Annotated in this window: 19 protein-coding genes; 15 read left to right on the top strand and 4 right to left on the bottom strand. The window is 74.5% G+C overall.

The features are described from left to right. Positions 1 to 7 precede the first annotated feature (7 nt). The 3 genes from KC207_RS16455 to KC207_RS16445 all read left to right on the top strand — a co-directional run bounded on the left by KC207_RS16455 (position 8) and on the right by KC207_RS16445 (position 4,107). On the top strand, positions 8 to 970 hold the full coding sequence (locus KC207_RS16455) for a bifunctional riboflavin kinase/FAD synthetase (protein ID WP_211604413.1): 963 nt from the start codon (positions 8 to 10) through the stop codon (positions 968 to 970). Beyond that, complete coding sequence (locus tag KC207_RS16450) at positions 970 to 2,109, top strand: FtsW/RodA/SpoVE family cell cycle protein (protein WP_211604412.1); 1,140 nt, start codon at positions 970 to 972, stop codon at positions 2,107 to 2,109. Before KC207_RS16455 ends, KC207_RS16450 begins: the two co-directional genes overlap by 1 nt. Positions 2,110 to 2,232: 123 nt before the next feature. After that, positions 2,233 to 4,107 (top strand): AMP-dependent synthetase/ligase, encoded by a 1,875-nt coding sequence (locus KC207_RS16445; RefSeq protein WP_211604411.1) that lies wholly within the window; start codon positions 2,233 to 2,235, stop codon positions 4,105 to 4,107. A gap of 73 nt (positions 4,108 to 4,180) precedes the next feature. Here KC207_RS16445 and KC207_RS16440 read toward each other — a convergent pair whose 3' ends face one another. The 4 genes from KC207_RS16440 to KC207_RS16425 all read right to left on the bottom strand — a co-directional run bounded on the left by KC207_RS16440 (position 4,181) and on the right by KC207_RS16425 (position 7,614). Continuing rightward, positions 4,181 to 5,011, bottom strand: coding sequence for a hypothetical protein (locus KC207_RS16440; RefSeq protein WP_211604410.1), 831 nt, complete (start codon positions 5,009 to 5,011; stop codon positions 4,181 to 4,183). Continuing rightward, positions 5,008 to 5,586 (bottom strand): RNA polymerase sigma factor, encoded by a 579-nt coding sequence (locus KC207_RS16435; protein WP_211604409.1) that lies wholly within the window; start codon positions 5,584 to 5,586, stop codon positions 5,008 to 5,010. Before KC207_RS16435 ends, KC207_RS16440 begins: the two co-directional genes overlap by 4 nt. A 73-nt stretch (positions 5,587 to 5,659) precedes the next feature. Beyond that, positions 5,660 to 6,247: a protein-L-isoaspartate O-methyltransferase family protein gene (locus KC207_RS16430; RefSeq protein ID WP_249138820.1), complete on the bottom strand. Its 588-nt coding sequence runs from the start codon at positions 6,245 to 6,247 to the stop codon at positions 5,660 to 5,662. After that, positions 6,244 to 7,614, bottom strand: coding sequence for a dihydrolipoyl dehydrogenase family protein (locus KC207_RS16425; protein ID WP_211604408.1), 1,371 nt, complete (start codon positions 7,612 to 7,614; stop codon positions 6,244 to 6,246). Before KC207_RS16425 ends, KC207_RS16430 begins: the two co-directional genes overlap by 4 nt. An 85-nt stretch (positions 7,615 to 7,699) precedes the next feature. Here KC207_RS16425 and KC207_RS16420 point away from each other — a divergent pair, with 85 nt between their 5' ends. From KC207_RS16420 to proB, 12 genes are all read left to right on the top strand, one after another. After that, positions 7,700 to 9,667: a TIGR03960 family B12-binding radical SAM protein gene (locus KC207_RS16420; protein ID WP_211604407.1), complete on the top strand. Its 1,968-nt coding sequence runs from the start codon at positions 7,700 to 7,702 to the stop codon at positions 9,665 to 9,667. Between the two features lie 28 nt (positions 9,668 to 9,695). Next, complete coding sequence (locus tag KC207_RS16415) at positions 9,696 to 10,160, top strand: GNAT family N-acetyltransferase (protein WP_211604406.1); 465 nt, start codon at positions 9,696 to 9,698, stop codon at positions 10,158 to 10,160. Between the two features lie 107 nt (positions 10,161 to 10,267). Then, positions 10,268 to 11,326, top strand: a complete 1,059-nt coding sequence (locus tag KC207_RS16410) for an OmpA family protein (RefSeq protein ID WP_211604405.1) — start codon at positions 10,268 to 10,270, stop codon at positions 11,324 to 11,326. A gap of 1 nt (position 11,327) precedes the next feature. Beyond that, positions 11,328 to 11,918 (top strand): hypothetical protein, encoded by a 591-nt coding sequence (locus KC207_RS16405; protein WP_211604404.1) that lies wholly within the window; start codon positions 11,328 to 11,330, stop codon positions 11,916 to 11,918. 73 nt (positions 11,919 to 11,991) lie between these two features. Continuing rightward, positions 11,992 to 12,291, top strand: a complete 300-nt coding sequence (locus KC207_RS16400; protein WP_211604403.1) for a hypothetical protein — start codon at positions 11,992 to 11,994, stop codon at positions 12,289 to 12,291. 44 nt (positions 12,292 to 12,335) lie between these two features. Next, positions 12,336 to 13,286 (top strand): acyl-CoA thioesterase, encoded by a 951-nt coding sequence (locus tag KC207_RS16395; RefSeq protein WP_211604402.1) that lies wholly within the window; start codon positions 12,336 to 12,338, stop codon positions 13,284 to 13,286. Between the two features lie 71 nt (positions 13,287 to 13,357). After that, on the top strand, positions 13,358 to 14,116 hold the full coding sequence (locus KC207_RS16390; RefSeq protein ID WP_211604401.1) for a TIGR03936 family radical SAM-associated protein: 759 nt from the start codon (positions 13,358 to 13,360) through the stop codon (positions 14,114 to 14,116). 149 nt (positions 14,117 to 14,265) lie between these two features. Then, positions 14,266 to 17,241: an Rne/Rng family ribonuclease gene (locus KC207_RS16385; protein ID WP_211604400.1), complete on the top strand. Its 2,976-nt coding sequence runs from the start codon at positions 14,266 to 14,268 to the stop codon at positions 17,239 to 17,241. Positions 17,242 to 17,398: 157 nt separating this feature from the next. Then, positions 17,399 to 17,707 carry a 50S ribosomal protein L21 gene (gene rplU / locus KC207_RS16380; protein ID WP_211604399.1) on the top strand — a complete coding sequence of 103 codons (309 nt, stop codon included), beginning with the start codon at positions 17,399 to 17,401 and terminating at the stop codon, positions 17,705 to 17,707. 36 nt (positions 17,708 to 17,743) lie between these two features. Further along, positions 17,744 to 18,016 (top strand): 50S ribosomal protein L27, encoded by a 273-nt coding sequence (gene rpmA / locus KC207_RS16375; protein WP_211604398.1) that lies wholly within the window; start codon positions 17,744 to 17,746, stop codon positions 18,014 to 18,016. Positions 18,017 to 18,124: 108 nt separating this feature from the next. Continuing rightward, positions 18,125 to 19,654, top strand: coding sequence for a GTPase ObgE (gene obgE, locus KC207_RS16370; RefSeq protein WP_211604397.1), 1,530 nt, complete (start codon positions 18,125 to 18,127; stop codon positions 19,652 to 19,654). Between the two features lie 13 nt (positions 19,655 to 19,667). Continuing rightward, positions 19,668 to 20,831: a glutamate 5-kinase gene (proB, locus tag KC207_RS16365; protein ID WP_437179140.1), complete on the top strand. Its 1,164-nt coding sequence runs from the start codon at positions 19,668 to 19,670 to the stop codon at positions 20,829 to 20,831. Positions 20,832 to 20,840: the final 9 nt, after the last annotated feature.

Raw genomic sequence — 20,840 nt, 5'->3', positions numbered from 1 at the left:
GGCACCCGTGCACCGATGGACCGAGCCGAACCGGACGCCCGAGCAGCTGCGCCCGTGCGTGGTGACCCTCGGCAACTTCGACGGCGTCCACCGAGGTCACAAGGCCGTCCTCGCCGCCCTCGCCGAGGTGGGGGCCCGGCTCGACCTGCCCACCGTCGCGGTGACCTTCGAGCCGCACCCGCTCGCCGTCCTGCACCCCGACCGCGCCCCGGACCTCATCGCCCCGGGCGCCGTGCGCGACGACCTCCTCGAGGACGCCGGGCTCGACGGACTGCTCGTCCTGCCGTTCACCCGCGAGTTCGCCCAGCAGAGCCCGGAGGACTTCGTCCGGGACCTCTTCGTGCGCGACCTCGACGCCCGGGCGGTCGTCGTCGGCGCGGACACCCGGTTCGGCGTCCGCAACTCCGGCGACGTCGGGACGCTCACCGCGCTCGGTGAGGAGCACGGCTTCGAGGTCGTGGCGCTCGAGGACGTCGGCGACGGCGAGCGCTGGTCCTCCTCCGCGGTGCGGCGCGCCCTCGTCGCCGGCGACGTCGCCGAGGCGGCACGCGTCCTCGGCCGTCCGCACCGGGTCGTCGGCACCGTCGTCCACGGCAACCACCGCGGCCGCGACCTCGGGTACCCGACGGCGAACCTCGCCGCCGACGCGCTGGGCCTCGTGCCGGAGGAAGGGGTGTACGCGGGCTGGCTGACCCGGGTGGACCAGCCGCCGGACAGCCCCGACCGCACGATGCCGGCCGCGGTGAGCGTCGGCACCAACCCCACCTTCGACACCCGCGACCGGCGCACCGTGGAGGCCTACGTCCTCGGCCGTGACGACCTGGACCTCTACGGGGAGGTCGTCATGGTCGAGTTCGTCGAGCACGTCCGGCCGACCCTGCGCTTCGAGAGCGTCGAGGAGCTGACCGAGGCGATGGCCGGGGACGTCGAGCGCTGCCGCGAGCTGCTCGCCCGGATCGTCCCGGGCTGATGCGCGCGGGCCCGACCCGCACCCGCCGGGGGTCCGGGGTGGCGGGCCCCTTCGCCCGGCACGACGTGGGGCTCTACGTCGCGGCCGCCGGCACCTCGCTCGTCGGGGCGCTCCTCGTGTGGTCGGCGACGGTGTCCACGGCGGGGAACGCCTACCTCGTGCGGCACCTCCTGACGGCGGCCGTGGGGCTCGTGGGAGCGGTCCTCGTGAGCCGGGCCGGCCGTGAGCGACTGCGGGTCGCGGCGCCGTGGCTGTGGGCCGGGTCCGTCCTGCTCCTGCTGCTCGTCCCGACCCCGCTCGGGACGACGGTCAACGGCGCCCGCTCCTGGATCCCCCTCCTCGCCGGGTTCACCCTCCAGCCGGCCGAGCTCGCCAAGGCGGGCATCGTCGTGGCGCTCGCCGCCACGCTCGCTGGTCGGCTCGACCGCGGCCAGGTCCCCGGCGTCCGCACGCTCGGTGCCGCGGCGCTCCTCGTCGGGGTCCCCACGGCCCTCGTCGTCCTCCAGCCCGACCTCGGGACGGCGCTCGTCCTGCTCGCCGCCGGGTTCGCCGTCGTCACGGTCGGCGGCGCGCCGGCACGGTGGGTGCTCGCCACGGTGCTCGCGGCGGTGGTCCTCGCGGTGCTCGCGTGGACCGCCCCGCTGCTCAGCGCCTACCAGCGGGCGAGGATCACCGGGTTCCTCGACCCCGCCGGCGACCCGCAGGGGGCGGGCTACCAGGTCCGCCAGGTCCGGCTCGCGGTCGGTGGCGGCGGCGCGTTCGGCCAGGGCTTCATGGAGGGTCCGCGCACCCAGGGCGGGTTCGTGCCGTTCCAGCTCAACGACTTCGTCTTCTCCGTCGCGGCCGAGGAGCTGGGGTTCGTCGGCGCCGCGGGCCTCGTGCTGCTGCTCGGCGTCCTCGTCGTGCGGGTCCTCGTCGTCGCGGCGCGCTCCGAGGACACCTTCGGACGCCTCGTCGGGGTCGGGGTGGCGGTCTGGCTCGCCGTGCAGGTCGTGCAGAACGTCGGGATGAACCTCGCGCTGCTCCCGGTGACGGGCATCCCCCTGCCGTTCGTCTCCTACGGCGGGTCGTCGATGCTCGCGTCCTGGCTGGCCGTCGGCCTCGTCGACGCGGCCTGGGTGGGCACCCACCGCCGCTGAACGAGCCTGCGCGACACCGATGTCAGCGACGACACGGAGTCGTGCGTCGCCGATGGCCTACCCACGAGCACCCCTGTGTGTCACCATTCTTCGACCCCGTCACCGACGCCGAGGACAGAGCCGATGACCACCGCGAGCCCCACGATCCACACCCCCGCCGACGAGCCGGTCGACCAGGCCGTCCTCGACGGGCGCGCGCAGAGCGTCGCGCACCTCTTCCGGGACCGGGTCGCCGCCTCCGGACCGAAGCCCGCCTTCATGCACGCCGTCGCCTCCGGGTCCGGAGAGGAGTGGGTCACCGTCTCGTGGGACGAGGCCGACACGGTCGTCCGCGAGGTCGGCGCCGGCATCGTCGCCCTCGGCGTCGAGCCCGAGGACCGCGTCGCCATCGCCTCCGGGACCCGGTACGAGTGGGCCATCGCCGACCTGGGGATCATGGTCGCCGGCGCCGCCACGACGACGATCTACCCGACGACGATCGCCGACGACGTCGCCTTCATCCTCTCCGACTCCGCGACGAAGGTCGTCTTCGCCGAGAACGAGGAGCAGCTGGAGAAGCTGCGCTCGGTCCGGCCGCAGATCCCCGGCGTCTCCCGGGTCGTCCTCGTCGACGGCTCGCCCGACGGCGACGACTGGACCCTCACCCTCGACGAGCTGCGGCAGCTCGGCCGCGAGTACCTCGAGGGCGACCCGGGCGCCGTCGACGCGCGGATCGACGCGATCACCCCCGACCGGCTCGCGACGATCATCTACACCTCGGGCACGACCGGTCGGCCCAAGGGCGTGCGCCTGCTGCACAGCGCGTGGACCTACGAGGGCGCGGCCGTCGCGGCGATCGACATCATCCACGAGGACGACCTGCAGTACCTGTGGCTGCCGCTCGCGCACGTCTTCGGCAAGAACCTCCTCACCCTGCCGCTGCAGATCGGCTTCTGCACCGCGATCGACGGCAGGATCGACAAGATCGTCGACAACCTCGCCGTCGTGAAGCCGACCTTCATGGGCGCCGCCCCCCGCATCTTCGAGAAGGCGCACGCGCGGGTCCACATGATGATGGAGGCCGAGGGCGGCCTGAAGGCCAAGCTCTTCAAGGCCGCCAGCTCCACCGGCCGCGAGGTGAGCATCCTGCGCGAGCAGGGCAAGGAGCCGAGCGGGATGCTCGCCCGCAAGCACGCCGTCCTCGACAAGCTGGTCGGGACCAAGATCCGCGACCGCTTCGGGGGGCGGGTGCGCTTCTTCATCTCCGGCTCCGCGGCCCTCAACCAGGACGTCGCCCGCTGGTTCGACGCGATGGGGATGCTCATCGCCGAGGGCTACGGCCTCACCGAGACCTCCGCGGCGTCGTTCGTCAACCGCACCCGGGCCTACCGGTACGGCACCGTCGGCTGGCCGCTGCCCGGCATCGAGGTGAAGATCGCCGACGACGGCGAGATCCTCATGCGCGGGCCGGGCAACATGCAGGGGTACCACAACAACCCCGAGGCGACCGACGAGACGATCGACGCCGAGGGCTTCCTGCACACCGGTGACATCGGTGAGCTCGACGAGCGCGGGTTCCTCAAGATCACCGACCGCAAGAAGGACCTCTTCAAGACGAGCGGCGGCAAGTACGTCGCGCCGGGCGCCATCGAGTCGATGTTCAAGGGCCTGTGCCCGTACGCCAGTCAGCTCATCGTCCACGGCGCCGACCGCAACTTCGTCTCCGCCCTCGTCACCCTCGACCCGGACGCGATCGCCGGCTGGGCCGAGGCGAACGGCATGGCCGGCCGCTCGTACACCGAGGTCGTCACCTCGGACGCCTGCCGCGAGATGGTCCAGGGGTACGTCGACCAGCTCAACGGCCAGCTGAACCGCTGGGAGACGATCAAGAAGTTCACGATCCTCGAGCACGACCTCTCGGTCGAGGACGGCGAGCTGACCCCGAGCCTGAAGCTCAAGCGCAAGGTCGTCGCGGAGAAGTACAAGCCGCTGCTCGACGCGCACTACAGCGGATCCTGAACCACCCACGGTCCCGACACGCACTCCGGCCGGGCTCGCGACCTCCGTCGCGGGCCCGGCCGTGGCGCGTCGGTCAGAAGGTGCCGGACCGGCTCGTCCCGTCGGAGAACGTGACCGTCGTCGGGATCGAGCGCTCGCGGCCCGGGTCCCCCGGCCACCAGGCGGCGAGCCGGCCGTCGTGCACCGTGGCCTCGACGTCACCGGCCGAGGTGTGCAGGGTCACGGCGGCGACCTCCTCGCCGACCGTCCCCGTGGCCACCGAGATCCCCTCGCCCGAGCTCCCGCCCCCCACGCCCGAGGCGAGGACGTCCCGTGGCCCGGGCCCGCTCCCGCCGTCCGCGGCGGCGGACGCGAAGACGGTGAGCCGGCCGAACCAGCCCGGACGTTCCAGGACGCAGACCCCCGACAGCCCGGGGTCGCCGGCGAGGACGACGAGGGTCCACGGCCCGCGGTCCTCGGCGAGGACGAGCCCTGCGGAGCGCACGGCCGACGCCGTCAGTTGACCGGTCTCCGACCCCGCCGCATCGAGGTGCTCGGCGAGGGTGTCCCGGCAGGAGGCGGCCGCGGACACCTGGTCCGGTGTGCTCGGGTCCTGCGGTGCGGCGGTCCACCCCGCGTACGCGACGTCGTCGCCGCCGAGCGTGGGCAGCACGACGAGCGCGACGCTGCTCGCCGCGGCCAGTGTGGCGAGCACGAGGCGACGACGACCTCGGACCCGCCGCCGTCCCGGTCCGGCCCCGTCGCTCGGACTCCCGACGCGCGAGCGGTCGACCCCGTGCTCGCGCAGGACGCGTTCGAGCACGGCGTCGGCACGGGCCCGTCGGGGAGCGTCGGGGGCGGAGGGTGCGGGGTCGAGGGACCTGAGGGCCTTCTCGGTGGGTCGGTCGAGTCCGGTGCGGGTCATGGTGTGCGTCCTTCCGCCAGCGCGCTCGGGGAGGGGGACGGCCCCGGGACCGTCGGGTCGAGGTGGCGACGCAGTCGCCGTCGGGCCCGGGTGAGACGCAGCCGCAGTGCCACCGGAGTCACCCCGAGGACCGCGGCGGCGTGGGCGCTCGTGAGGTCCTCCCAGTACGTGAGGGCGAGCACCTCCTGGTCCTCGGCGGACAGCCGTGGCCAGGCCCGGACGAGGTCGAGGCGCCGGGCGAGCACCTCCGGGTCGTCGACGACCGACTCCTGCCCGCCGCGCTCGGTACCGACCCGGACGGCCAGCGCCTCGCGACGCCGCTCGCCGCGGCGGGCCGTGAGCAGGGTGTTCCGGGCTATCCCGAACACCCAGGCGCGGCGGGCGTCGCGGTCCGCGGGCAGGTCGGCGAGCCGCCGCCAGACGACGAGGAGGACGTCGGCGACGACGTCCTCGGCCGCCGACGGCGCGACTCGTCGGCGCACGAAACGCTCGAGGTCGGTGAGCACCGCGTCGTGGAGGTCGCGGAAGAGCTGCGCGTCCTGTGCGTCGTGCCGGCCCCCGGCGTTCTCGTCCACGTCCTCCCCTGTCCGGCAGTGGCAGGAGTGTGTCACCTCCGAGGGCGCGACGCGGCGGGATCGGTCGCTCCGGTCAGTCGGTGACGAGCGGGACGAAGCGGTAGGCGCCGTGCTCGGTGACGGTCGGAGCGTCGTCCCCGTCCTCGCCCTTCACGACCCGCAGCATGACCCCGGCGACGGGGGCGACGAGCACGCCGCCGGGACGCAGCTGGTCGAGGAGCTCGCCCGGGACCTCGGTCGACATCGCCGAGACGAGGATCCGGTGGAAGGGCCCGTCGTCGGGGGCGCCGAGGCGGTGCGGGTCGGCCTCGCGGACGCTCGCCCACGGGACGCCGGCGGCTCCCACGGCGGCCGCGGCGCGGCTCGCGAGGTCCGGGACGAGCTCGACGCCGACGATCCTGCCGGACGCGCCGGTGAGCTCGGCGAGCAGCGCGGTGCTCCAGCCGGACCCGGCGCCGACGTCCAGCACCCGCTGCCCGGGCCGGACGTCGAGCAGCTCGAGCATCGCGCGCACCGTCCGGGGCTGGCTGTTCGTCTGGCCGAACCCGATGGCGAGCGGGCCGTCGGTCCCGGCGTCCCCGACGACCGCCCGGGGCAGGAAGTGCTCCCGGGGCTGGGCGGCGAAGGCGATGTCGAGGGCCCCCGCGGCGGTCCGGCTCACCGGTCCAGGTCGGCGAGGGCGTCGGAGACGGCCCGGTGGAACGTGGGGTAGGCGAGGACCTGTTCGCGCAGGACCGCGGTGGAGATCCGTGCGTGGACGGCGGTGGCGAGCATCGCGAGGATCTCACCGCCCGTCGACCCGACGGCGGTAGCGCCGACGAGGTGCCCGGCGCTCCGGTCCTCGACGACCTTGACGAGCCCGGGCCCGCCGTGGATCCAGCCGCGGGTCCCGAGGGAGCTCGTGACGCCGGTCCGCACGTCGGCCCCGGCGTCCCTCGCCTGCTGCTCGGTCATCCCGACGGCCCCGACCTCCGGGTCGGTGTACGTCGCGCGGGGGACCGCGTGGTAGCTCGCCCAGGGACCGTCGGCCCCGGTGAGGTCACGGACGGCGATGCCCGCCTGGTACATCGACATGTGGGTGAAGGGGCCCTTCGCCGTGATGTCGCCGATGGCCCACAGCTTCTCGCCGGCACGCATCCGCTCGTCGACGTCGACCGACCGGGCCCGCGGGTCGAGCCCGACGGTGTCGAGGCCGATGTCGGCGAGGTTCGGCCGGCGGCCCGCGGCGACGAGCAGCCGGTCGGCGTCGAGCTCGACGTCCGTCCCGCCGTCGTCGGTCACGTGGACGGCGAACCGTCCGTCGGCGTGGGCGACCGACCCGACGGTGGCGCCGGTGAGGAGCTGGATACCCTCGTCGGCGAAGGCGGCGGCGACGACCTCGGAGGCCTCCGGCTCGTCGGCGGGCAGGATGCGCGGGCCGGACTGCACGAGCGAGACCCGGGACCCGAAGCGGGCGTAGGCCTGGGCGAGCTCGGCGCCGATGGGGCCGCCGCCGACGACGACGAGCGAGTTCGGGGCCTCGGTGGCCTGCAGGGCCTCGCGGTTGGTCCAGTAGGGAGTGCCCGCGAGACCGTCGACGGGGGGAGCGGCGGGGGAGGTCCCCGTGTTGAGGACGACCCCGACGGACGCGACGAACCGGGTGCCGCCGACCTCGACGACCCCGGGTCCGGCGAGCCGGCCGTGGCCGCGGACGAACCGCACCCCGGCGTCCTCGAGCCGCTGCACGGCGACGGCGTCGTCCCAGTCGGTCGTCGCCTCCTCGCGGATGCGGCGGGCGACGACGGAGAAGTCGGGGGAGACCTCCGCGCTGCCCGCGTAGGTGCCGACGCGGCGGGCCTCGGCGAGGGTGCCGGCGGCGCGGATCATCATCTTGCTCGGGATGCAGCCGAAGTACGGGCACTCGCCGCCGACGAGCCGTTCGTCGATCCCGACGACGCTCATCCCGGCCTGCGCGGCCTGCGTCGCGACGGACTCGCCGCCGGGTCCGAGGCCGAGGACGACGAGGTCGACGTGCTGGTCATCGCTCATGGGTCCAGCCAAGCACGTCCGTGCAGGTCACGCACGGGTCCCCAGGTCTTTTGGGCAGGAGGTGGGCGGCGCCTACCCTTGAGGGATGCCCGGAGAGTCCGTCTTCCCCGCCCTCGAGCCGCTGCTCGAGCAGGTGAGCAAGCCCATCCAGTACGTCGGGGGCGAGCTCAACTCGACGGTCAAGCCCTGGGACGTCGCCGGGGACGAGACCGTCCGGTGGTCGCTCATGTACCCCGACGCGTACGAGGTCGGCGTCCCCAACCAGGGCGTCATGATCCTCTACGAGGTCCTCAACGAGCGCGAGGACGCCCTCGCCGAGCGCACGTACGCCGTGTGGCCCGACCTCGAGGCGCTCATGCGGGAGCACGGCGTCCCGCAGTTCACCGTCGACGGGCACCGCCCGGTCGGGGACTTCGACCTGCTGGGGCTGTCCTTCGCCACCGAGCTCGGGTACACGAACATGCTCACCGCGCTCGACCTCGCCGGGATCCCGCTCCACGCCCGCGACCGGGACGAGAGCCACCCGCTCGTCGTCGCCGGGGGGCACGCCGCCTTCAACCCCGAGCCGGTCGCCGACTTCGTCGACTGCGCCGTCGTCGGCGACGGCGAGGAGGCCGTCCTCGCGATCACCGACATCGTCGGGGACTGGAAGCGCGAGGGTCGTCCCGGCGGCCGCGAGGAGCTACTGCTGCGGCTCGCCCGCACCGGGGGCGTCTACGTCCCGCGCTTCTTCGACGTCGACTACCTGCCCGACGGGCGCATCCGGCGCGTCGCCCCGTCCGCGGCGGGCATCCCGTGGCGGGTCAGCAAGCACACCGTGATGGACCTCGACGCCTGGCCGTACCCGAAGCAGCCGCTCGTGCCGCTCGCGGAGTCGGTGCACGAGCGGATGTCGGTCGAGATCTTCCGCGGCTGCACCCGCGGGTGCCGGTTCTGCCAGGCCGGGATGATCACCCGCCCGGTCCGCGAGCGCTCCATCACCGGCATCGGCGAGATGGTCGAGCAGGGCCTGTCCGCGACCGGGTTCGAGGAGGTCGGCCTGCTGTCGCTGTCCTCGGCCGACCACTCCGAGATCGCCGACCTCACGAAGGGGCTCGCCGACCGCTACGAGGGCTCGAACACCGGCCTGTCGCTGCCGTCGACCCGCGTCGACGCCTTCAACATCGACCTCGCGAACGAGCTGACCCGGAACGGGCGCCGGTCCGGGCTGACCTTCGCCCCCGAGGGCGGGTCGGAGCGGATCCGCAAGGTCATCAACAAGATGGTGTCCGAGGATGACCTCATCCGCACCGTCGCCGCGGCCTACGGTGCCGGCTGGCGTCAGGTGAAGCTGTACTTCATGTGCGGCCTGCCGACCGAGACCGACGAGGACGTCCTCCAGATCGCCGAGCTCGCGAAGAAGGTCATCGAGACCGGCCGCGAGGTGAGCGGCCGCAAGGACATCCGGTGCACCGTCTCGATCGGCGGGTTCGTCCCCAAGCCGCACACCCCGTTCCAGTGGGCCGCGCAGCTCGGCGCCGAGGAGACCGACGCCCGGCTCGAGAAGCTGCGCGACGCCATCCGCTCCGACAAGCGCTTCGGCCGGTCCATCGGCTTCCGGTACCACGACGGCAAGCCCGGTGTCATCGAGGGCCTGCTCTCGCGCGGCGACCGGCGCGTCGGGCGGGTCATCGAGGCCGTGTGGCGCGACGGTGGCCGGTTCGACGGCTGGTCCGAGCACTTCTCCTACGACCGCTGGGTCGCCGCCGCCGAGCGCGAGCTGCCGGCGCAGGGCGTCGACCTCGACTGGTACACCACCCGCGAGCGCGAGGAGTCCGAGGTCCTGCCGTGGGACCACATCGACTCCGGGCTCGACAAGGAGTGGCTCTGGCAGGACTGGCTCGACGCCCTCGACGAGACCGAGGTCGAGGACTGCCGGTGGACGCCGTGCTTCGACTGCGGCGTGTGCCCGCAGATGGGTACCGACATCGAGATCGGCCCGACGGGCAAGACGCTCCTGCCGCTCACCGTCCTCGGCTCCGGCCGGGAGCGGATGGCCGAGCACGCCCACTGACACCCGTCGTCGGGCCTACCGTGGTGCGGTGACCAGCCCGTACCGCGTCGCGCGGCTCGACCCCGACGACCCGGCGGACCTCGCCGACCTCGCCGCGATGCGGACCGCGTGGACCCGGGAACGGACCGAGGGGCTCGAGGAGGGCTTCGCCGACCGGCTCGAGGGCTGGTGGCGACGGCAAGGCGGGGCGCGGCACGCCTGGGTCGCCCGCTCGGCGGACGACGCACCGCTCGGGACGGCGAACCTCCAGGTCTTCGAGCGGATGCCGCGTCCCGGCCTCCCCGACGCGCGGTGGGCCTACGTCGCGAACGTCTGGACCGCACCGGAGCACCGACGGCGTGGGGTCGGACTGCTGCTCATGGGTGAGGTGCTCGGCTGGTGCCGCGAGGAGGGGATGGAGCGGGTCGTCCTCAACCCGAGCGAGGTCTCGCTGCCGCTGTACCGAGGGCTCGGGTTCCGGCCGGCCGACGACCTCATGCGCCTCGACCTCTGACCCGTCGCCCGGGGCGGACGGTCCTTCGGTACGCTCGGGTCCGGTCCGTGGGGGTCACGGACGCACGGGGAGGCGATGCGCCGGTGGGCGCCGGGGAGTGGTTCGTGATGACGAGAGGGACGACGTCGGTCCTCGCCGCCGGCGCCGCTGCGGTCCTCGCCGCGGTGGTCGTGGCGCCGGCCTCGCGGGCGGCCGATCCCGGGGACCTGGAGATCCCGGTCCGCGGCCAGGTCGTCACCCTCGGGTCCCAGCGTGGGGGCACGCCCGGCGTCGTCACCGTCCACCGCGTGGCGCGGACGGAGGACGCGACGGTCGTCTACTGGTCCTTCGGCGTCCCCGAGGGCGCCGAGGGTGGGAACGGCAACCCGCTGGGCGGCAGCACGACCGCCTTCTACGACAGCCTCACGGGCCCCCAGATCGGTGACGTCGGTCTCGTCGACGCCGCGGCAGGGCTCGTGTACCGGCCGCTCGTGGCCGACGACGGATCCGGCCGGTGCGTCTGCCCGGCGAACCAGGCCCTCTACGGGCTGGAGCCCGGCCAGGCCGGGGTGCTCTGGGCCGGGGTCGCCCCGCTGCCGGCGGACGTCACGACCGTCGACGTCGTCATCGCGGAGCAGGTGCTCCCCGACGTCCCCGTCGAGGAGGGACTCCTCGAGCCGGTGGCCGAGGACCAGGACCTCCCGCTCGTCCTCGGGACCGGCTGGCCCGACATCCCGGCCGACGAGCTCGCGGACGCGGCCTCCCTCGACCCGGCGGCCTTCGAGATCACCGAGCGCGTCGCCAACCTCGAGCAGTCGGTGACGACGTCGCAGGAGGAGGTCGACCTCGCCGCCGACGTCCTCTTCGCGAAGGACTCCGCACGTCTCACCCGCCGGGCGGCGTCCACGATCCGCGAGGCCGCGGCCACGATCCGCGACTCGGCCCCCGAGGGGACGAGGCTCACCGTGGTCGGGCACACGGACTCGGACGCCTCCGCGAGCTACAACGACCGGCTCTCGCGGCAGCGGGCCGAGGCGGTCGCGACCGCCCTCGGCCGTGAGCTCGGCGCGGACTACACCCTGCGGACCGAGGGCCGCGGCGAGTCCGAGCCGATCGCCGACAACCGGAGCGAGTCCGGCAAGGCGAAGAACCGCCGCGTCACGGTCTCGTTCGGGAACGGTGGCTGACATGGCCCGTCGACCCCTCCGCACCGCGGCCACCACCCTCGCCGCCCTGCTCGCCGTCGGGCTTCTCGGCGGATGCAGCGGGGACACCCCGACGGAGACCGCACCGACGTCGGACGGCGACGGCACCGCCGCGGACACGTCCGCGGCGAGCCCGAGCCCGTCGTTCACCCCCCGCGACCTCAGCGACAGCGTCCTCGGCGCCACCCTGCCGGAGTCGAGGGGCTCGTCCGACGGGACCGTCGACGGCGCGAGCGCGACCCTGGAGGTCGCCGAGGTCCGCGCCTCGGCGACGGCGACCCTCCTCACGTTCTGGTACTCCGGCGGCGACGCGGCGCCCGTCCGCCGGGGCAACGCCAACTGGGAGACCTTCCCCACCCTCGTCGACACCGACGCCGGGCGGGTGTACGAGCCCCTGACGTACACGGACTTCGAGGGGACGACCCGCTGCCTGTGCACCGACGTGGTGCGCGTCGGGGACCCGCCCCAGGTCCGGACCGCGATGTACCCCGCCCTCCCCGAGGACCTGACCGAGGTCCGGGTGCGCCAGGACGGCTTCGAGGAGCCGATCGTCCTCGAGGTGACGCGCCCGTGACGGCCCGGGGCCCGGGCTCGGCGCCACGACCCTCGTCCTGGCGCTCGCGGCGTGCGGGGCGTCGCCCGAGCCGATGCTCCTCGGCGACTCGATGGCGGGCGCGGCGGTGCCGGTCCTCGAGGTCGAGGGGGCACCGACGGTGTGGGTGTCGTCGCAGGACGGGTCCGACCCGCGCCCCGGCGGGGTGCCGTCGCCGGCGATGTGCCAGGTGACCGGCGGCGGTGTGCCGACCCTCGTCGAGCCCACCGCCTCGAACACGGCCCTCGGGGACACCGACCTCTGGGTGGTCGCCCAGGTCGAGGGGCTGCAGCCGCCGGGGGAGGTCACCTGCGACGGGCCCGGCGTGAAGCACGTCTACGTGGGGGTCCCCTGACGGACGGGCGCGCACGGGACCGCCCGATCCGGGAGGATCGACCCGTGGACGCCCAGCACCGGCCCCGCCCCCGGGTCACCCTCCGCTTCCTCGCCGCCCCGACCGACGCCGGACACTCCGGGTCGGTGTCCGCCGGCCGGGTGCTCGAGTGGATCGACAAGGCGGGGTACGCGGCCGCCGCCGGCTGGAGCGGGACGTACTGCGTCACCGCGTACGTCGGCAACGTCCGGTTCACCCGGCCGGTCGAGGTCGGCGACCTCGTCGAGGTGACCGCGACGGTCGTCCACACCGGCCGCAGCTCGATGCACATCACGGTCGACGTCGCCTCCGGCCAGCCGCGGACGGGCGACCTCGAGCCCGCCACCCGCTGCCTCATCGTCTTCGTCGCGGTCGACGGCGACGGCCGGTCCACGCCGGTCCCGCCGCTCGTGCCGACGACGCTGGCCGAGGAGCTGCAGCAGCGGTGGGCGGTGCGCCGCGCCGACCTGCGGGCCGAGGTCGAGGCCGCGATGGAGCGTCAGGTCTACACCGACGCCGGTACCGCCCCGCGGGTGACGATGCGTTTCCTCGCCGCCCCGACCGACGTCAACTGGGGCGGCAAGGTGCACGGCGGGATCGTCATGCGCTGGGTCGACGAGGCGGCGCACGTCCTCGCCACCCGGTGGTCGGGCGACGCGAACAACGTCGCGATCTTCACCGGAGGGGTCCGCTTCTACCGGCCGCTGCGGATCGGCCACCTCGTCGAGGTCGAGGCCCGGCTGCTCCACACCGGCCGGACCTCGATGCACGTCGGCGTGCACGTCCGCTCCGGCGACCACGCCGACGGCGCGGACTCGATGGAGCTCACGACCTTCTGCCGCACCGTCTTCGTCGGGCTCGACGACGACCGCCGGGCGGTGCCGACCCCGCCGTGGCGCCCGGTCTCGGACGAGGACGCCGCACTCGACGCGCACGCCGTCGAGCTCGTGGCGATCCGGGCGCGCTTCGAGCAGTAGCCCCTCCGGCGGGACCTGGGCAGGCCGTCGGGATTCGGTCCCCGGCCGGGCCCCGCCTACCCTTGCTTGCCATGGCCCGACAGCGCACCCCCGAGGGACCCCCGCCTCCCCCCGCCGTGCAGAAGCTGCGGATCCGCTACGCCAAGCGCGGCCGGCTCCGGTTCTCCTCGACCCGTGACTTCTCCCGGGCCCTGGAGCGGGCGCTGCGACGGGCCGGGGTGCCGATGGCCTTCTCCGCCGGGTTCCACCCGCACCCGCTCATCTCCTACGCCAACGCCGCCCCGACCGGGACGGCCAGCGAGGCCGAGTACTTCGAGATCCGGGTGACCGAGCGGGTCGACACCGACGCCCTGCGGGAGGCGCTCGACGAGGCGCTCCCGGCCGAGCTCGCCGTCGTCGAGGTCGTCGAGGCGGGTCCCGGGACGCTCGCGGACCGGCTCGAGGCCAGCGACTGGCGGATCGTCGTCCGCGGCGCCGAGCGGGCCGCGCTCGAGGAGGCCGTCGCCGCCTACCTCGCGCTCGAGCGGGCCGAGACGACCCGCACCTTCAAGCGCGGACCGAAGACGTTCGACACCCGCGAGCCGGTGTGTCGGATGGTGGTCGAGGGGGTCGACCCCGAGGGGTGTGCGATACTGCGACTGGTCGTACGGCACACCACACCGTCCGTGCGCCCCGACGACGTCCTGACCGCGCTCCACGCAGTCACGGGGTTCGCCCCGCCGGTCCCGCCCCTGGTGACCCGGCTGGCGCAGGGCCCGCTGCTCGAGGGAGAGAGCGGGGTGGCCGACCCACTGGCCACCGACCGGGAAGCCGTCGGCTCCGACCGGTGACGCGCCGCCCGCGCGAGCCGCGCCGGGGTAGCTGCTGACTTCCGTGCGGCACACGCCGCACGATGCGATCGCACACCGCGGTCGGCGTGGACCCGCTCCGGCGGGGGCCGGTGTGGACGTCGGCCGTCGGGTGACGAAAGGAGCCCTCGATGGCTTCGGAGAACGAACCGACCACGCCCGCCACCGTCGAACCGGCGACGACCGACACCGCCGGCGCCACGGACGCCCCCGCCGAGCAGCCGACGGCTGCGCCCGCGAGGAAGGCGACCCGCAAGCGCGCGACGAAGAAGGCCAGCGCCCCCGCCGCCGAGCCGGCGGCGCCCGCCGGACCGGACGACGGGCCCGCCGACGCCGCCGCCACGGACGCCCCCGCCGAGCAGCCGAAGGCCGCGCCCGCGAAGAAGGCGACCCGCAAGCGCGCGTCGAAGAAGGCCGCGAGCCCGGCGGACGAGGCACCCACGGCCGCGTCCACCGACGCAGCCCTCGCCGAGCCGGCCGCAGCGCCCGGCCCCGACGCGGCCACCGGTGCCGCGGAGGCCCCGGCAGCCGGCGGCCCCGGTTTGGGGCTGCTCTTCCAGGCCCCCGACCCGGAGGCCGCCAAGCCCCGACGCCGGGCCAGCGCCCCGGCGCAGAGCCCATCCGAGGCCCCCCGACAGGACCGCTCCGAGGACGAGGCCCCGAACGCGGCGGAGTCGTCCGAGCCCGCCCGGGACGCTGCGGACGACGGCGACGACGCGGACGAGGGCGGCTCGCGCCGCCGGCGCCGCGGCGGCCGCGGACGGCGTGGGCGCAGCCGGTCCGGCGAGGACCAGACCGGTGACGAGCAGGGGTCGGACTCCGACGAGAGCGCCTCCTCGGACGACTCCTCCGACGACGACGGCGAGGGCTCCGGATCCGGCGGCCGCCGTCGGGGACGCCGCTCCGGCCGGTCCAAGGCCGGCTCCGGCGACGCCGGGAACGACCGGGAGAAGGACTCCGGCGACGGCCCCGGCGAGGGCGACTCCGACGACTCCGACGACGACGGCTCGGGCTCCTCGAGCAGCCGCCGTCGCCGTCGCCGCCGTCGCGGCGCGTCCGGGGGCGACTCGGACGACCCGCCCGGCACCGTGACCAAGGTCCGCCAGCCGCGGGCCGACCGCGACGAGCCGACCGCCGTCAAGGGCTCGACCCGCCTCGAGGCCAAGAAGCAGCGCCGCCGCGAGGGCCGGGAGGCCGGGCGACGCCGCACGATCATCACCGAGGCCGAGTTCCTCGCCCGCCGGGAGTCCGTCGAGCGCACGATGGTCGTCCGCGGCCGCGAGGGGCGGACCCAGATCGGCGTGCTCGAGGACGACGTCCTCGTCGAGCACTACGTCTCCCGCGAGACGACCGCGTCGATGGCCGGCAACGTCTACCTCGGCCGCGTGCAGAACGTCCTGCCGTCGATGGAGGCCGCCTTCGTCGACATCGGCAAGGGCCGCAACGCGGTGCTCTACGCCGGCGAGGTCAACTGGGACGCCGCCGGCCTCGAGGCCAACCAGCCCAAGCGGATCGAGAACGCGCTCAAGTCCGGCGACACCGTCCTCGTCCAGGTGACGAAGGACCCGATCGGGCACAAGGGCGCCCGGCTCACCTCCCAGATCAGCCTCCCGGGCCGGTACCTCGTCTACGTGCCGGAGGGCTCGATGACGGGCATCTCCCGCAAGCTGCCGGACACCGAGCGCTCGCGGCTCAAGGGCATCCTCAAGCAGGTCGTCCCGGACAGCGCCGGCGTCATCGTGCGCACCGCGGCCGAGGGCGCCTCCGAGGAGGAGCTGACGGCCGACGTCGAGCGCCTCACGAAGCAGTGGGAGCGGATCAAGGGCAAGGCCGACAAGGCCACCGCGAAGAAGTCCGGCGGCGGGGGAGCGCCCCAGCTGCTCCACGGCGAGCCGGACCTCACGATCCGCGTCATCCGCGACGTCTTCACCGAGGACTTCACGAAGCTCGTCGTCTCCGGCGACAAGGCGTGGTCCGAGGTGAGCGAGTACGTCGAGGACGTCGCGCCCGACCTCGCGCAGCGCCTGACCCGGTGGACCGACGAGCAGGACGTCTTCGCCGCGCACCGGATCGACGAGCAGATCGCCAAGGCGATGGACCGCAAGGTCTGGCTGCCCTCCGGTGGGTCGCTCGTCATCGACCGCACCGAGGCGATGACCGTCGTCGACGTCAACACGGGCAAGTTCGTCGGTTCGGGCGGCAACCTCGAGGAGACGGTGACGAAGAACAACCTCGAGGCCGCGGAGGAGATCGTCCGCCAGCTGCGGCTGCGCGACATCGGCGGCATCATCGTCATCGACTTCATCGACATGGTCCTGGAGTCCAACCGCGACCTCGTCGTCCGCCGCCTCCTAGAGTGCCTCGGGCGGGATCGCACGAAGCACCAGGTCGCCGAGGTCACCTCGCTCGGGCTCGTCCAGATGACCCGCAAGCGGGTCGGCTCGGGCCTCATCGAGGTCTTCTCCGAGGCGTGCGAGCACTGCTCCGGGCGCGGCATCGTCGTGCACGCCGAGCCGGTCGAGAAGACCAACGGCGGCGGTGACTCCGGCGGTGGCCGCGGTCGTGGCCGGCGCGGCGGGTCCGGTGGATCCGGCAACGGTGGCTCGAATGGCCCCAGCGGCTCCGGTGGCAAGGGCTCCGGCTCGAACGGGTCCTCCGGCGGCGGGTCCGGGCAGGCCGAGGAGCACCCCGAGCGCTCCGGCCCCACCGCGGCGCAGATCGCCGCCGCCGCCCACGCGGCCGCCATCAAGCACACCGAGCACGGCGACGTCGTCGTCGACCCGGACGCGGTCGGTGCCGCGGCCGTCGAGGCCGCCGACACCGCGCCGAAGGACCCGCCGGTCGAGGCGGCCCCTTCGCCGGACCCCGGCGCCACGACGGCCCCCGCCGAGGCGACGCCCCCCACCGACGTCCCCGAGCCCGTCGCCGAGCAGCCGGTCGTGCCTCCGGCGCTCCCGGTCAGCGAGCCGGAGCCCGAGCAGCCGCGCCGCCGCCGCAAGCGCGGGCGCGTCGTCGCCCCGGCGGGTCCGCCGCAGGGCGGCGAGGCCGGTGACGCCCCGGCGGCCGAGGCGGACGCACCGGCCGAGCCCGACAGCGACGGGTCCTGACCTCAGGGTGGGCGGGCCCGCCTGATTTGGAGGGGCCCGCCGCCCGCCGGTACGCTGGTGGGTCGGTGCGCCCACCGCGTCGGTGTCCCGTGTCGTCCACGGGGTCGCTATCGGCCGGTCACGAGCGAGCGCACCCGAACAGGAAGTGAGTACGAACGTGTACGCGATTGTGCGCGCAGGCGGTCGCCAGGAGAAGGTCTCCGTGGGCGACACCCTGCTCATCGACAAGCAGACCGGCCAGGCCGGCGACACCATCCGGCTGCAGCCGCTCCTCGTCGTCGACGGCGGCTCGGTCACCAGCGACGCCTCCAAGCTCGCGAAGGTCACCGTCACCGCGGAGGTCGTCAAGCCCGCCAAGGGCCCCAAGATCACGATCCTCAAGTACAAGAACAAGACCGGCTACCGGAAGCGCCAGGGCCACCGCCAGCCGCTCACCCAGGTCAAGATCACCGCGATCGACGCCTGAGCCCACGCTCGGACCTCACGGACAGGACAGACAGACATGGCACACAAGAAGGGTGCGTCCTCGACCCGCAACGGTCGTGACTCGAACGCACAGTTCCTCGGCGTCAAGCGCTTCGGCGGCCAGACCGTCAAGGCGGGCGAGATCCTCGTCCGTCAGCGCGGCACCCACTTCCACCCGGGCGACGGCGTCGGCCGGGGCGGCGACGACACGCTCTTCGCGCTCGTCCCCGGAGCGGTGACCTTCGGCAGCAAGCGCGGACGCAAGACCGTGAACATCACCCCGGCCGCGGAGACCGCCGCCGCCGAGTGAGCCGTGCCGGGCCGTCGCCCGGCACCACGCACCACGCCGCCGAGGGGCGGGCCGGCTGAACGGCCCGCCCCTCGACGCATCCCCACCCGCACCCCAGGAGCAACCCCCATGGCGACCTTCGTCGACCGCGTCGTCCTCCACGTCACCGCGGGCAACGGCGGCCACGGGGTCGCCTCCGTCCGCCGCGAGAAGTTCAAGCCGCTCGGCGGCCCCGACGGCGGCAACGGCGGGCGGGGCGGCTCGGTCGTCCTCGAGGTCGACCCGCAGTCGACGACGCTCATCGACTACCACCACAGCCCGCACCGCCGCGCCGACAACGGCAAGCCCGGCGCCGGTGACGAGCGCAACGGCGGCGACGGGGGCGACCTCGTCCTCCCGGTGCCCGAGGGGACGGTCGTCAAGGACGCCGCCGGCGACGTCCTCGCCGACCTCGTCGGTCCGGGCGCCCGCTTCGTCCTCGCCCAGGGCGGTCGTGGCGGGCTCGGCAACAAGGCGCTCGCGAGCCCGCGCCGCAAGGCGCCGGGGTTCGCGCTGCTCGGCGAGCCGGGGGAGAGCCGCGACGTCGTCCTCGAGCTGAAGTCGCTCGCCGACGTCGCCCTCATCGGGTTCCCGTCGGCGGGCAAGTCCTCGCTCGTGTCCGTGCTGTCGGCGGCGAAGCCGAAGATCGCCGACTACCCGTTCACGACCCTCGTCCCGAACCTCGGCGTCGTCACCGCCGGCGCCGAGCGGTACACCGTCGCCGACGTCCCCGGCCTCATCCCGGGGGCGAGCCAGGGCAAGGGCCTCGGCCTGGAGTTCCTCCGGCACGTCGAGCGCTGCTCGGTCCTCGTCCACGTCGTCGACTGCGCGACGCTCGAGCCGGGCCGCGACCCGCTCACCGACCTCGACGTCATCGAGGACGAGCTCGCCGCCTACGTCACCGACGACAGCCTCGGCGGCCGGCCGCTGTCCGAGCGCACCCGCGTCGTCGTGCTCAACAAGGCCGACGTCCCGGACGCCCGCGACCTCGCCGAGATGGTCCGCCCGATGCTCGAGGAGCGTGGCCTCGAGGTGCACGTCGTCTCCGCGGTCGCCCACCAGGGCCTCAAGGAGCTGACCTTCGCCCTCGCCCGACACGTCGCCGCCGCCCGCGCCGAGACCGAGCGCGAGGCCGCCGAGCAGCCCCGACCGCGCATCGTGCTCCGGCCGAAGGGCGTCGACGACAGCGGGTTCCTCGTCCGCCGGGAGAACACCCCGGACGGCGAGGTCTTCCGCGTCGTCGGCGAGCGGCCCACCCGCTGGGTGCGCCAGACCGACTTCTCCAACGACGAGGCCGTCGGCTACCTCGCCGACCGGCTCACCCGGCTCGGGGTCGAGCAGCAGCTGCTCGAGGCCGGGGCGGTCAGCGGGTCCACGGTCCTCATCGGCCCGGAGGACGACGCCGTCGTCTTCGACTGGGAGCCGACGATGAGCGCCGGGGCCGAGCACCTCACCGGCCCGCGCGGCACCGACCTGCGGCTCGGGGAGTCCACCCGCAAGACCCGCGGGGAGAAGCGCGAGGAGTTCCACTCCCGCAAGGACGCCCAGACCGCGGCCCGCGACGAGCTCGCGGCCGAGCGCCGGGCCGGCCGGTGGACCGGCGGCGAGGACGACGCGTGAGCGGGCACCGCGCGTGACCACACGCGGCGCTGAGAGGGGCCCGGCGACGAGCGACGCCGCCGCCGGGCTGCGTGACTCGCTGCGCGGCGCCGGGCGGCTCGTCGTCAAGGTCGGCTCGTCGTCGCTGACGAGCGCCGACGGCGGAGCCCTCGACGTGGACGCCCTCGGCGCGCTCGTCGACGTCCTCGCCGCGCGCCGGCTCGCCGGTGACCAGGTCGTCCTCGTCTCCTCCGGGGCCATCGCCGCCGGGATCGGCCCGCTCGGGCTGACCCACCGGCCCACCGACCTCGCGACCCAGCAGGCCGCCGCGAGTGTCGGCCAGGGTGCGCTCGTCGCCGCCTACCAGGCGGCCTTCGCCCGGCACGGGCTCAGCGTCGGGCAGGTCCTGCTCACCGCGGACGACACGACCCGCCGCAGGCACTGGACGAACGCCCGGCGCACCCTGGAACGGCTGCTCGACCTCGGCATCGTCCCCATCGTCAACGAGAACGACACCGTCGCGACCCACGAGATCCGGTTCGGCGACAACGACCGGCTCGCGGCCCTCGTCGTCGACCTCGTCGGCGCCGGTGGGCTCGTGCTGCTCACGGACGTCGACGCGCTCTACGACGGGCCGCCGTCCCAGGGCGGCTCCCGACGGGTGCCCTACGTCGGGACGAGCGAGGACCTCGACGCCGTGACGATCGGCGGGACCGGGTCCTCGGTCGGGTCCGGGGGGATGGTGACGAAGGTTGAGGCGGCCGGCATCGCCGGCACCGCGGGCGCCCCGACGCTGCTCACCCGCCTCGCCGACCTCGCGGGGGCGCTCGCCGGCGAGGACCGTGGCACGCTCTTCGCGCCGGCCGCTGCGACGACCGGCTCCCGCAAGCGCTGGCTCGCGCACGCGACGACCGCGCGGGGACGGCTCGTCCTCGACGACGGCGCCGTGCGGGCGGTCACCGAGCGGCGCACCTCCCTGCTGCCCGCCGGGGTCACCGACGTCGTCGGCACCTTCGCCGCGGGCGACCCGGTCGACGTCTGCGCCCCCGACGGCCGGGTCGTCGCCCGCGGTCTCGTCACGTACTCCTCCGGCGAGCTGCCGCGGATGCTCGGCCGCTCGACGAAGGACCTCGCCCGCGACCTCGGGCCGGGCTACGAGCGCGAGGTCGTCCACCGTGACGACCTCGTCGTCCTCTGAGCGGGGCGA

Source organism: Phycicoccus avicenniae (assembly GCF_018139485.1).
In the GTDB taxonomy this organism is placed as follows: domain Bacteria; phylum Actinomycetota; class Actinomycetes; order Actinomycetales; family Dermatophilaceae; genus Phycicoccus; species Phycicoccus avicenniae.
This window is presented reverse-complemented; position numbering and strand designations above follow the sequence as displayed.